8 protein-coding genes are annotated in these 13,593 nt (G+C 68.4%); 4 read left to right on the forward strand and 4 right to left on the reverse strand.

Annotation, left to right across the window (positions count from 1 at the left end; genetic code table 11):
• Positions 1-271: 271 nt before the first annotated feature.
• The 3 genes from PSC72_RS01095 to PSC72_RS01105 form a co-directional block, all read right to left on the reverse strand.
• Entirely contained in the window at positions 272-1,504 is a 1,233-nt protein-coding gene (locus tag PSC72_RS01095) for a glycosyltransferase family 4 protein (protein WP_274324057.1), read from the reverse strand.
• 98 nt (positions 1,505-1,602) lie between these two features.
• The gene (locus PSC72_RS01100) at positions 1,603-2,859 is read right to left on the reverse strand and encodes a glycosyltransferase family 4 protein (RefSeq protein WP_274324058.1); all 1,257 of its coding nucleotides are present in this window, start codon (positions 2,857-2,859) and stop codon (positions 1,603-1,605) included.
• A gap of 154 nt (positions 2,860-3,013) precedes the next feature.
• Positions 3,014-4,309 carry a nucleotide sugar dehydrogenase gene (locus PSC72_RS01105; RefSeq protein ID WP_274324059.1) on the reverse strand — a complete coding sequence of 432 codons (1,296 nt, stop codon included), beginning with the start codon at positions 4,307-4,309 and terminating at the stop codon, positions 3,014-3,016.
• A gap of 240 nt (positions 4,310-4,549) precedes the next feature.
• Between PSC72_RS01105 and PSC72_RS01110 the strand changes: the two genes are divergently transcribed.
• From PSC72_RS01110 to PSC72_RS01120, 3 genes are all read left to right on the forward strand, one after another.
• On the forward strand, positions 4,550-6,058 hold the full coding sequence (locus tag PSC72_RS01110) for a right-handed parallel beta-helix repeat-containing protein (protein ID WP_274324060.1): 1,509 nt from the start codon (positions 4,550-4,552) through the stop codon (positions 6,056-6,058).
• Positions 6,059-6,415: 357 nt separating this feature from the next.
• Entirely contained in the window at positions 6,416-8,449 is a 2,034-nt protein-coding gene (locus PSC72_RS01115) for a right-handed parallel beta-helix repeat-containing protein (protein ID WP_274324061.1), read from the forward strand.
• Positions 8,450-8,828: 379 nt separating this feature from the next.
• Positions 8,829-10,313: a right-handed parallel beta-helix repeat-containing protein gene (locus tag PSC72_RS01120; protein ID WP_274324062.1), complete on the forward strand. Its 1,485-nt coding sequence runs from the start codon at positions 8,829-8,831 to the stop codon at positions 10,311-10,313.
• A gap of 45 nt (positions 10,314-10,358) precedes the next feature.
• Here PSC72_RS01120 and PSC72_RS01125 read toward each other — a convergent pair whose 3' ends face one another.
• Positions 10,359-11,672: a sulfatase family protein gene (locus PSC72_RS01125; RefSeq protein ID WP_274324063.1), complete on the reverse strand. Its 1,314-nt coding sequence runs from the start codon at positions 11,670-11,672 to the stop codon at positions 10,359-10,361.
• A 283-nt stretch (positions 11,673-11,955) separates the two neighbouring features.
• Between PSC72_RS01125 and PSC72_RS01130 the strand changes: the two genes are divergently transcribed.
• Positions 11,956-13,380 carry an oligosaccharide flippase family protein gene (locus tag PSC72_RS01130; RefSeq protein ID WP_274324064.1) on the forward strand — a complete coding sequence of 475 codons (1,425 nt, stop codon included), beginning with the start codon at positions 11,956-11,958 and terminating at the stop codon, positions 13,378-13,380.
• Positions 13,381-13,593: the final 213 nt, after the last annotated feature.

The following is a 13,593-nucleotide window of genomic DNA, read 5'->3' on the forward strand; positions in this document are numbered from 1 at the left end:
CCGCGGCCGCGCCGGTCGGGAGAGACAGAATTGGATCCATAGCTCGATTCACACGGGGGGACACTCCCTCGGGGATATAAAGTATGAGTCGACTAAGGGGGAGGGTCCGTCCGGACCCGCTACCCACCGATCCGACGGCGGTCCCAGGTCACTCGGTCGATTCGACGGCGGTTCCGGGCCGCTCGGCCGGTTCGGCGGTGGGTCGGGGCGATTCGATCGGTTCGGCGGTGGCTCCGGGCGATCCGATCGGTTCGCGGTGGCTCCGGGACGGTCACGCCGAGACCGGGGCCGCTCGCCGCTGTTCGACGAGTCGGTCGAACAGCACTCGCTCGTGTCTCGCGGTGATGACGTCCCAATCGTAGTCCTCGGCGGTCGAACGAGCGTTGCGGGCGAGCGCACGCGTGTCCACGTCGCCCTCGACGCACGCGTCGAGCGTCGCGACGAGTTCCTCCGTGGTGCCGTCGTAGAGGAGCCCGTTCTCGCCGTGGGTCAGCAGCTGCCGGTGGGCCAGGAGGTCGGTCGCGACGACGACCGTCCCGGCGGCCATGTACTCCAGGAGTTTCCCGGGGAAGCTGATCCGGAACGACTCGATGTCGCCGAGGGGCGAGACGGCGACGTCCGTCTCGCCGAGCATCCGCGGGACCTCGTCGTGGGGGACCAGTCCGACCCACTCCACGCGGTCGGCGACACCAAGCTCGCGGGCTCGCGCCTGCAGCTGTTCGACGGTCTCGTCGTCGCCGTCGCCGACGACGCGGAACCTGATGTGGTGGTCGCTCTCGTCGACCGCCTCGATGACGTCGCCGATCCCCCGGATCAGGCCGATCGAACCGACGTACGTGACGACCAGGTCGGCTTCGTCGTCCGCGCGCCGGCCCTCGGCGCCTCGGCGGGCCCCCTCGACGAACGCGTCGACGTCGACGCCCATCCCGATCACGAACGCGTCGGAGAGGTCGACGCCGTACTCCTCCTCGGTCACCTGGCGGATGCCCTCGGTCAGGCAGACGACCGCCGTGGTCCGGACGAGGAGCGCGCCGAACAGCGCCGCGTACAGCGACTTCAGTTCCATCGTGAGGCGACTCTTCAGATCCCTCCTCCCGCTCGACTCGATGAAGTCGCGCTTCTGTCTGACGGGGACGGACACGAGGCCGACGACGAATCGGGACCCGCCGGCCGTCGCGGTGGCCCACCCCTGGGGAACGGTCCGCTGGAAGGAGTAGACCGCATCGTACCGGTGGCGAATCCCCAGGACGACTCCGTAGAGCAGGCACAGGGCGTGAAACAGGATTCCAGAGACGAGGGGGATCGACCCCGTGTCGACGGTGTGGTAGACGACGTCCTGGGGCGGGCCGTCCTCGTCTTCTACGTCCCGGCGGCCGTGACAGAGGACGTGGACGGTCGCCGACTCTGCCATCTTCCGCGAGACGTGGTGCTCTGCGGTCGAACCGTACGACGTCGAGATGTCCCGGTGGTGGACGAACAGGACCGAGTTCCGTTCGCCGCTCATGATTTGCACGTCGGTGTCGCCGGGTCGTTCGTGGTGGCGTGCACAAGCGAGGAAACCGGGCAGAGAGCCATAAGTACGGGGCGGCTACCCGGGTCGGCTCAATCCGTCGGTTCGACGCGCCGGGACTCGGTGCCGTCTTGGCCGGCATTACCGCGGTACGGCGCGGGGGTGTGGCGCTCGTACACGTCGAGGAGTTTCTCCTGTTGGCTCTCCCAGTTGAACCGATCCAGCGCGGCGCGGTGGCCGTTGCGTCCGAGTTCGGCGCGCCGGTCGGGGTCGTCGATGAGCGAGACGAGCGCCTCGGCGACCGCGTCGGGGTCTTCCGGTTCGACGGCGACGCCGCAGTCGACGTCCTCGACGAGCGTCCCCCAGTTGCCGATGTCCGAGACGACCACGGGCAGGCCCGCGGACATGTACTGGAACAGCTTGTTCGAGCGGTGGACCGCGTCGGTCTTGTTCGGGTCCGGGTGGAAGCACATCGTCCCGACGTCGGCCGCGCGGAAGTGGTCGATCATCCCCTCCAGCGAGGGGAACCACTCGACGAACTCCACCCGGTCGGAGGCCTCGATGTGCCGCTCGATGGCCGCCTGCTCCTCGTCGGAGCCGTACTTGCCGCCGATCGACAGCTCGACGTCGTAGGCGTCGGGGATCCGGTCGACCGCTTCGATCAACGTGTGGATCCCGCGGTTCTCCGAGAGCAGCCCGCGATAGACCAGTTTCGTCGGTCCCTCCCCGTCGGGCTCGATGTCCTCGATCGGGTCGGTCCCCTCGGCCCACCGGCGCTGGGGGTAGTTCGTGACGACCGTCGGGTCCTGACCCGCGAAGCGCTCGGCGATGTCGGGCGAGGCGGTGACGATCTCGTCGACGACGCGCGAGAGGCCGAGTTCGACCAGCCCGGCCGCCTTCGCGGCGACCGGTCGGATCGGTTCGGGGAAGATCGGCTTGTGGGCCAGCGTGTCCTCGACGTTCTCGTGGACGTCGTAGACGACCGTCCCGTCCGTCGCGACCGAGAGGAAGGCCCCGACCGGGAGACACTCCACGTCGTGGAAGTGGTAGACGTCGTAGTCGGTGTCGGCGAGGACCCGCGCCACGTCGGCGGCGGCGCGCAGTCGCTCGCCGATCGAGATCATCGACCCTTCCTCGGCGTCGCCGTAGGTCACCGTCTCGACCGGCGAGTCGCCGTCGAATGGCGTGTAGTACGTGACGTCGTGGCCCGCCTCCTCCAGCGAGACGGCCTCGCGACCGACGACCCGGGAATCAGTCGCGTCGTGGGCGCTCGTGAACACGCAGACGCGCAGTCCGTCCGCCGGGCCGTCACTCCGTCGATCCGCCCGCTGTTCAGTCCTCTGAACCATCAGCTACCGGGAGGGGCCTCGTGTCCGTTAGTAACAGTCCGCTAAACGCGCCGGAGACCGGTTAGGGGACCGTTTCGCCGGAGGGCCGTCGGCGCCGGTCGGCCGGTGGCGCGCCGCCGGTTCGCCGGTCGGTCGACCCGATCGCCGTCCGCGACTACCAGCTGACCGAGTGGTACTCGGGGACGTCGTCGGCGACCTCGGGGACGGTCCCGACGGGGTCGCAGACGGGCGTGTCCTCCAGTCGCGTCGTCAGTTCGGGGCGCGCGCAGTTGTTGGCGAACACGACGACGTCGGCCCGGTCCAGGAACGAGTCGGGGTCCGAGACCAGGCGGTCTGTCAGGTCGGGCATCGTCTTGTCGAGGTAGTCGCGGTTCGAGCCGACCGCCTCGGAGGGGTCGAGACCGTCCGCGTAGAACAGCACCTCGTCGTCGAGCTGCTTGGCGAGCCGCAGGCCGGGGCTGTTGCGCATGTCGGTCGTGTCGGACTTGAACGCGATGCCGACGATGCCGACGGTCGACCCGTCGACGGACTCGACGCGGTCGCGGACGCGCTCGATGTGCGCGTCGTTGCTCTCGGGGATGCTGTCGAGCAGGGGCGCGGAGACGCCGTTGTCCTCCGCGATGGTCGCGATGGCCCGCGAGTCCTTCGGCAGGCACGACCCGCCGAAGGCGAAGCCGGGGTCGAGGTACTGCTCGGAGACGTTGAGCTTCCGGTCGCTCTGGACGAGATCCATCAGTTCGCGGCCGTCGACGCCCGCCGCGGAGGCGAGCGACCCCACCTCGTTGGCGAAGCAGATCTTCAGCGCGTGGAAGGCGTTGTTGACCATCTTGAGCGACTCGGCCTCCTCCGGGGCGACCGTGCGCACCTCGCCGTCGAGGCCGAGCGTCCGGTAGAGGTTCACCAGGTCCTCGGCGGCGTCGCCCTCGAAGGTCCCGACGACGACGTACGGCGGGTCGAAGAAGTCGTCCATCGCCGCGCCCTCGCGCAGGAACTCGGGGTTGACCGCGAAGTCGACGTCGGTCCCCTCCGCGGTCTTCGAGTCCATGTACTCGCGCAGGCTGCGCGTCGTCGAGGGCGGGACGGTGCTGCGGACGACGACCCGGTGGTTCCCCTTCTCGTCGACCGCCTCGACCATGGAGTCGACCACGTTGTAGAGGTTCGTCGTACTCAACTGGCCCGTGTCGTCCAGCGGCGTGCCGACCGTCAGGAACGAGACGGACGAGTCCAGCACGGCCGCGGTGGCGTCGGTCGTCGCTTCGATGCGTTCCTCGGCCACGCCCTCGGCGATCGCCTCGCCGACGCCCGGCTCCTCGATCGGCGATTCCCCTCCGGCGACGGTCTCGACTTTCTCCGGGTTCACGTCCACCCCGACGACCTCGTGACCCTCGCGCGCCAGACAGGCGGTCATCACGCAGCCGACGTATCCCAGACCGAACACTGATACCTTCATCGACCGACACCTCGCCCGATTCGCGCTTTGTTATCCCCGCCTTATCGGCCGTAGCGGCCGCCTGACGCCCTCCTGGCGAATCCGTCTGAGAGGCGAGGTGAGACCGCCGACCGCTCTCGACGCGTTCCGGGGCGCTGCCGCTGACAGCTCCCGATCCCGGTCGCGTCGGCGACCCCTAGGCGGCGGCTGCGAGTGGTACCAGCGTCATAACAATTAGCGGGAGGGAGGTAATAGCAACGAATGCCTGCTGAAGAGCGGACGAGACGCGGCTTCTTGCGCGCCGGTATCGCTGCAGCGGTGGCCGCGGGACTCGCCGGGTGCCGCTCGGACGGCGAGGAGACGGTGGAACCGACACCGCCCGAGACGGAGACGCCCACCGACCCCGCTCCCACCGAGACAGAGCCCTCCACGCCGACCCCGTCGCCCTCCCCGACCCCGGTCCCCGAGATCGTCGAGCGCTACGGCGAGCGCTACGACTCGATCGTCAACGTCGCCCAGGCCGCGAGCGGCGACTCGTCGGTCGGCGAGGTCGTCGCGGAGGGCATCAACACGGACGACACCCTCCTGTACTTCCCGACGGGCGAGTACGAGCTCCCCGAGCTGCGCGTCAGGGACGTCCGCAACGTCGGCCTCGCCTCCCTGCCCAGAGACGACGCCGTCATCAGGCCCGCGGTCCCGCGGGATGACTTCCGGGAGGCGTTCATCGACTTCCGGGACGTCTCGGACGTGCTCCTCGAAGGGATCACGTTCGATTACACCGAGCCGGGGTACGGCGGTTCGCTCAGACTGGTCACGCACGGGAACTTCATCGCCAGGGACCTCCGGACGAAGGGGAAACTCCCCGACACCGACAAGAGCCGCAAGCACGTCGCCTACCGCTTCGACGTCCAGGACGAGGAGGGGATCGGCCTCGTCGAGCGGATCGTGGCGCGCGACGGCGGCCACGACGGGGGCAACGGCGTCGGTATCTTCGTCGGGAAGGACCACGCCGGGACGGTGACGTTCCGCGACTGCGAGGTCGCGAACTTCCCGAACAACGGCCTCTACGCGTCGGCGCCGGGCGCCGACTACGACGGCTATCGCGGCGCCAACGGGGCGGTCCACGTCCGGGGCGGTCGCTACGAGAACAACAACATCGCGAACATCCGCATCGGGTCGACGGGGTCGACGGTCAGACACGCGACCGTCGTCGTCGACAAGGTCCCGCCGACCATCTCCGAGAGCGATCTGAACGTCCGCGGCATCCGCCTGCGGGCGCGCAACGGGCAGGTGGTCGAGGACTGCGACATCCGCATCGGCGAGGACGCCGGCGAGGGGTTCGGCGCCATCTCCTATCACCCCGACCACGGGAGCTCGACGATCAAGAACACGCGGATACAGGTCGACCGCGACGACTTCAGCGCGATCGACGCGACGCACGCCAACGGGGGCGGGACGGAGGCCCCCCTCACGTTCGAGAACGTGACGATCACTGGGAAGGCGGCCGAGGGAGCGACCGTCGACATCGCCGACCGCCACGGGACGACGTTCCGGAACTGCAAGATCGAACAGACCGGCGCCGACCGCGAGGGGATCGTCTTCACGAACTCCGAGGACTGCCTCGTCGCCAACTCGACGATCAGGGTGACCGGCGACCCGATCGAGTTGAACGACTCGACGGTCGACCGGAAGGCCCTCACGCTCGGGACTCCGTCCGTACCCGACGGGCCCGAACCGGGCGCCAGCAGTGGCGGACAGACCGACACCTGAGGTTTTCAAACGCCGTCTCGCCGCAGGCCGTTTCGTCGTGACTGCGGAACCCCACGCTGCCTCACATCTCGTCCAGGAGTACTCGGATACCGACGTGAAACGGGCGATAACCTGTGCTTACTGGCTCCGTAACGTCCGATTTCCGGGCCGCCGCGTTTCGGTCGGTGCGGGCTCGCCGCCGGATCGGCTGCACGCGGTCCTGGAATATCGCGCACTCACTGTAGCGCATCCGGTAGCCAACCGCAATCAATCCGCAACCAGGCGGTGAGTAACCGAAGGTAAACCCGCTCAAACCGCCCGCATCGAGCACCGTCCGCGCAATTACCCTTTTAGCAGTAGATGCGGCTTACCCGGAACATGGGCAACGGTAACCAGAACGAACCGGACAGTAAGAACGAACCTACCGGACGTAACGGCCGATTACCGGGCGGCCGTGGGTCCGGTCGCCGCTCGTTTCTGAAGGCGGCCGGCGGGGCGGCTGCGCTGCCGCTGCTCGCCCGGAGGGCGAGTAGCGCGCCGACGGCGCACCACCTCGAGATCGTCTCGACGGAGGGAACGAGCGAGACCAACGACCTCGACGTGGCCTACGAGTTCACGACGACCGGCGAGATCACGCCCGACGCGGACAACGGGCTCAACTCGGCCGAGGAGAACGACTCGGTGAGCCAGAACAGCGACGGCACGTGGACGGCCACGGGCAAGACCGGCAACGGCTTCGGCGACGCGTTCACGTTCGAAGGGTCGGTCACTGGCTTCTCCGCGCAGGGCGCCTACGAGCTGATCCTCGACGGCACCACCGTGACGGCCGACGACCTCGTCTCGGACCCCCGCCACCACATCGAGGTGCTCACGACGCAGGACCCCTGCGAACTGGACTACACGTTCACGACGACCGGCGAGATCACCAAGGACACGGACAACGGACAGAACTCCGCGGCCGGAAACGACTCGGTCACGCAGAACAGCGACGGCACGTGGACCGCGGACGGCTACACGGGCAACGGCTACGGCGACGCCTACTACTTCGAGGGCGACCTCGTCGACTTCGGGCCGGTCGAGGACTTCGTCGAGATCTACGTCGACGGCTCGAAGATCGACCTCTCGCAGTTCGAACCCCAGCGTCACCACATCGAGGTGATCACGACGCAGGACCCCTGCGAACTGGACTACACGTTCACGACGACCGGCGAGATCACCAAGGACACGGACAACGGGCAGAACTCCGCGAGCGGGAACGACTCCGTGAGCCAGAACAGCGACGGCACGTGGACCGCGGACGGCTACACGGGCAACGGCTACGGCGACGCCTACTACTTCGAGGGCGAACTGACCGCCTTCGGTCCTGTCGAGAGCTTCGTCGAGGTGTACGTCGACGGCTCGCAGATCGACCTCAGCCAGTACGAGACGACCGACGACACCACCAGTAGCGGGTCGGCGTCCGAGACCCTGGGCGGCGGCGAGGGGTACGCGAACACGGTCCCCCGCTCGGAGGCCGACGTCGTGGTCTCCACGCTCGACGAGCTGATGGACGCGTTCGATTCGGCGTCGAGCGGCGACGTCGTCTACGTCGCGGGCGACGCGACCATCGACGCCTCGTCGGTGACGGGCACCGACAACCTGGTCGTCCCCGCGGGCGTGACGCTCGCCTCGGACCGGGGCATCGACGGCGCGCCCGGCGGCCGGATCAAGACCGACGTGATCGACTACTCGCACATGATGTCCGCGGAGCGCAACGCGCGCGTGACGGGCGTCCGGATCACGGGCCCCGGCTGGGAGTACGTCGAGTACAGCAAGCCAGTCTCCAGCGGCCTCACGGTCGACGGCTCCGGCGTCGAGATCGACAACGTGGAGGTGTACGGCTTCAGCCACGCGGGCATCAAGCTCAACGCCTCGGCGCACGTCCACCACAGCCACATCCACCACAACTCGATGGACGGCCTCGGCTACGGGATCATGTGCTACGGCGGGCAGGACACCCTCGTCGAGTACAACCGCTTTAACTACAACCGCCACTGCGTCGCGAACGAGGGCACCGCCGGCTACGAGGTCCGCTACAATCACTTCGGCGGGAAGACGATCGCCTACCAGGTCGGCACTCACCGCCCCGGCGGGACCACGCTCAGCATCCACCACAACACGTTCGTCCCGACGAAGCACCTGAACGACGGCGTCGACCCGAGCTGTCACGTCACCATCCGCGGCGTCCCGGACGACGTGGCGGACATCCACCACAACTGGTTCCACAACCCGAAGGAACCGCTCGACAGCCCGGACATGTGGACCAACGAGGCCATCGTCCAGGCCCACGTCGACGAGTGGAGCAACGTCGAGTACGGCAACAACCACTACGGCTCGGACGAACCGTCCTCGGACATCGGCTGTCCGCGGTAGGCTCACCGATTCTCGGTTCCGCGACTCCGGCCCCGGTCGGTCGTCGGCTCCGGCGTCTCCGACACGCCGCGACCCGGTGGTGTCGGACCCCTCGCAACTTCCCGCGCGCCCGGTCGTCGGCCACCGCGCTCCCGGCGTCCGTCTGCCTGCCGAGACCGCTCGCAAGTCCAGTAACCACGTCTTACTCGCCGCGAAACGGGCGATTTCCGGCGGCCGTGCGACCCGCCGGACCGCGCCCGTCGAGTAGGACATTCTCACGGAAGCGTGGTCCAGTCCGCAACCAACCAGGGGGTCCCCGCAGGTAAGCGGGCGGAACCCGCCCGTTTCCGGCATCGCTGCCGCAGATACCCTTTTCTCAGAAGCGGAAACTTACCGCGGTGTGGCGCTCAGTAATCAGGACGGAACCGCGGACGACGGATCGCAGACGAAGCATACCCGAGCGCAGGCGGAGCGTACCGGCGACCGGCGCGGCCGAACTGGTGGGTTCGGTCGGCGGTCGTTCCTCGGAGTGGCCGCCTCGGCAGCGGCCGTCCCGCTGCTCGGTGGGGCCGCACAGGCGGCCCCGGACGCGCGTCGCGTCGAGATCGTGAGCACCGGGCCGGAGCCGACCTCCTACGAGTTCACGGTGACCGGGAAGATCGACCTGGTCAAGGGGACGACCGAGCGGAACGACGCCGTCACCGAGAACGACGACGGGTCGTGGACGGCGGCGGGACAGGTCGTCGACGGCGGACGCGACGCCTACACCGTCGCAGGGGAGATCACCGACTTCTCGCCAGAGAAGGGGGCGTTCGAACTCCGCGTCGACGGGAGCGCAGTCGACCCCGCTGCCGTCGGCGGCGAGTCCTCCGGTTCGTCCGACTCCGCCACCGAGGGCGGCGAGACCGCGGGCACGGCCGACCTCGAGTCGCCCGAACTGCTCGGCGGCGGCGACGGCTACCCGAACGCTGTCGCCGAGTCCGAGGCGGACGTCGTCGCCGCCACGCTCGACGAGCTCGAACAGGCGCTGAACGGCGCCAGCAGCGGCGACGTCGTCTACGTCGCCGGCGACGCGACCATCGACGCGACCCCCGCGACCGGGACGGAGCGGCTGACGATCCCATCGGGCGTCACGCTCGCCTCGGACCGGGGCATCGACGGCGCGTCCGGCGGGGAGATCAAGACCGACGTGATCGACTGGGAAACCCTGCTGTGGGCCGAGAGCGACGCGCGCGTGACGGGCGTCCGCATCACGGGCCCGCTCTCGGAGTACATCGAGTACAGCAAGCCGGTCTCTAGCGGGCTGACTGTCAAGGGCTCCGGCGTCGAGATCGACAACGTCGAAGCCTCCGGGTTCAGCCACTCCGCGATCAAACTCAACGCCTCGGCGCACGTCCACCACAGCTACGTCCACACGAACTCCATGGACGGCCTCGGCTACGGGATCATGTGCTACGGCGGGCAGGACACTCTCGTCGAGTACAACCGCTTCGACTTCAACCGTCACTCGGTCGCCAACGAGGGCACCGCCGGCTACGAAGTCCGGTACAACCGCTTCGAGGGCAAGGCGATCGCCTACCAGGTCGGGACGCATCGGCCGGGCGCGACGACCCTGAAGATCCACCACAACACGTTCATCCCGACGAAGCACATCAACGACGGCGTCGACCCGAGCTGTCACGTGACGATTCGGGGCGTCCCGGACGACGTGGCGGACATCCACCACAACTGGTTCCACAACCCGAAGAAGCCCCTTGACTCGCCCGACATGTGGACCAACGAGGCCATCGTCCAGGCCCACGTCGACGAGTGGAGCAACGTCGAGTACAGCGACAACCACTACGGTCCCGACGAGCCGTCCGCCGACATCGGCTGCCCCCGGTAAGACGGCCGTACTCCTGAGCCACCGCCGGAGCTGACCCCTGCGGGGTCAGAGATACCCGAGTTCTTCGAGCCTGTTCGTCATGCGCTGTTCGGCGTCCTCCGAGATGTCGTCCTCGCCCAGTTCGCGCTCGCGCGCGACGTGTTCGTCGACCATGCCTTCGAGCCGCGCGGCCACGTCGGGATAGTCGTCGACCACGTTGTGCCGTTCCTTGGGGTCGGATTCGAGGTCGAACAGCTGGCGGACGTCGCGGTCGCGACCCGTGACGAACTTCCAGCCGTCGTAGCGGACGCCGTCGAGCCAGCGCCCGCGCTCCTGCTCTGAGCCGACGCCGCGCATGTACGCCGGGCGGTGGTCGATCCGGCCGTCGAGCAGGTCCTGCCCCGACACGTCGGACGGCGAGTCGAGTCCGGCCGCCGACAGCAGCGTGGGGAAGACGTCGACCTGTCGGACCTGGTCGCCGACGCGACGGCCTTCGGGGACGCCCGGGCCAGCGAGGGCGAACGGCACGCGCGTCAGGTAGTCGTAGACGTGGTAGCTGTGACCGACCCGGTGGAAGGCGTTGGGGAAGTCGACGCCGCTGAACCGCCGCAGCGAGTTGTAGAAGTCCTCGAGTTCGATCCCGCTCTCGCGGAGCGACTCCTCGACGTCGCTGCGGACGTGTCTGGTGCGCTTGCCGGTGAGCGGGATCGGCACCTGGTTGAGGCCGATCACCGCGGCCTTGTGGCGGAGCGTCCCGTCGTGGATGGTCTCGCCGTGGTCGCCGGTGACCGCGACGATCGTCTCCGAGAGGTCGATCTCGTCCAGCAGGCGTTCCAGCTTCTCCGCGACGCCGCGCACGCTGGCGTCGTACTCGATCTCGTCGTCGGTGGCGTCCGGCGGCAGGTCTCGGTGAACGTGCGCCTCCCAGAGGTGGAGGTACTCGAACCAGGGGTCGGAGGCGGCCTCGACGTCGGCCCGGAACTCGTCGAACCAGTCGGTGTAGACGGTCCGGTCCCGCGTCCGGTACTCGTAGCTGTCGAAGCCGGCGTCCAGGCCGGTGTCGGCTGTGATGGGTCCCGTGACGTGCGCGTTGGTCTCGTACCCGGCGGCGTCGAACACCTCCGCCAGCGTCGTCACGTCGTCTTCGAGCGTGAAGTCGCGCAGCGAGAGGACGCCGTGGTCCGGCGGGTAGTCGCCCGTCATGTAACTCGAGACACAGGGCGTCGTCGAGGAGGCCGCCGCGATCATCGTGTCGAAGGCCGTGCCCTCCCGCTCGAAGAACTCGAAGAACGGCTTCTCACAGCCGTGGTCCCCGAACGCGAAGTCGCTGCGGAGCGCGTCGACGCACACGAACAGCACGTTGGGGCGATCTGTGGTCATGTGGGGTTCGACCGGGCTCTCGCAGTTAGATATGAAGCGCATACCGGGTGAGGAATCGCCGGACGCGAGGGTAACAGGTGTTTAACAACAGGGTGGCGACCGGAACGGGCGAGTGATGACTCACGGACACGGAACCCGATTAGCGATCGGGCGGTGCGCTCCACGCAGCGGGGATCGAGCAGGGGCGATCCATCGACCGGGCCCGGTGGGCGCCCCACGGGGCCGCCGCCTCGCGTCGAATCGGCAGCCGACCGGACCGACCGGCGCGCACTCCTGACAGCGAATGGATCTCAGGGATTCGGTCCTCAAGCTGTTCTCGGGCCGCATCGTCGTGGCGGTGGTCGAGTTCGCGGCGATCGCCGGGTTCACGCAGGCGCTCGGGACGGGCCCGATGGGGTCGTTTTTCGTCTTCCAGGCTGTCGTCGGGATGCTCGGGGTCCCGGTCGACCTCGGCATCTCGAAGGCCGTCGAGAAACAGCTCTCGGCGGACGAGCCGCTCGGCGAGGTGCTGACCACGTCGATCGCCGTCAAGGGCGTGCTGGCGCTCCCATGGATCGCCGGGCTCGTGATCCTCACGCCGCGGGTCGAACAGTACGTCGGCGTCGAGGGGGTCGTCCCGTTCATCGTCGTCGGCCTCGCGGTGACCCAGAGCCGCGCGCTCGGGCTCCGCACCCTCGCCGGACAGCTCCGGGTCGACGAGAACGCCTTCCTGAAGGTGATCGGGAAGCTCGTCTGGGTGGCCAGCGGGGCCGCCCTGATCCACTTCGGGTGGGCGGCGAAGGCGATGATCACGGCCTACATCCTGGGGCGGTTCGCGACGCTCCTCGCGGCACTCGTCCGCGCCGACCTGGCGGCGAGCGCGCCGAGCGCGGCGCGGGCGCGGAGCCTGATCGACTTCGGCCGGTACGTGTTCGTCGGGAGCGTCAGCGGGTTCGTCTACCAGTGGATGGACGTCGCCATCCTGCGGCTGTTCGTCCCGGTGTCGATGGTCGGCGCCTACGAGATCGCCTGGCGCGTCGCCTCCGTCGCGATGATGCTCACCGAGGCGATCCGCACGTCGCTGTTCCCGCAGATATCTCAGTGGCACGCCGACGACCGGCTCGACGAGATCGAGTCGGCGTTCCGGCAGTGGCTCCAGATCCCGCTGTACCTGACGATCCCGGCGTTCGCCGGCGCGGTCGTCATCGGCCGGGAGATCCTGGGGACACTGTTCGGCGCGGACGTCGTTCTGGCGTACCCGGTCCTCATCGTCTTCATGGCCGAGAAGATCCTGCGGTCGGTCCAGCTCGTGCTCGGGCCGTCGCTGTACGCGATGGACAAGCCGGTGCTGGGCTACCGCGGGAGCGTCGCCGCCATCGTCACGAACCTCGTGTTGAACTTCGCGCTCGTCCCGCGGTTCGGGATCATCGGCGCGGCCGCCGCCACGACGCTGAGCGCCGCGACGGCCGCCGCCGTCGCGATCACCTACGTCTCGCGGTTCGTCGACATCGACGTACCCTGGCGGCGGATCGCCTGGAGCGTCGCGTCGGCCGTCCTCATGGCCGGCGCCGTCGCCGCGGTGAAGCCGTATCTCCCCGGCGGCGTCCCCCGCGTGGCGCTCGGCGTCGCCGCGGGCGCCGCGATCTACTTCGCCCTGCTGTTCGTGAACGAGGGGATCCGCCTGGAGATGCGGGGGGCCATCGAGGACGTCACCGGCTCTTCGCCCTGAGCGCCCTCATCAACTCCCCGTCCTGATGCCCTCACCAACTCCTCGCCCTGATGCTCTCATCAACTCCCCGTCCTGATGCCCTCACCAACTCCCCGTCCTGAGCGCCCTCACCAACTCCTCGCCCCAGGTGGTCGGCCCCGATCGCACGGGCGATCGGGGGACCGCACGGAGTTGCCATCGACTCCCAGACCGCTTTCCTGTTACTCGCCCGTT

The sequence above is a fragment of the Halosimplex aquaticum genome, assembly GCF_028747785.1.
Lineage (GTDB): Archaea > Halobacteriota > Halobacteria > Halobacteriales > Haloarculaceae > Halosimplex > Halosimplex aquaticum.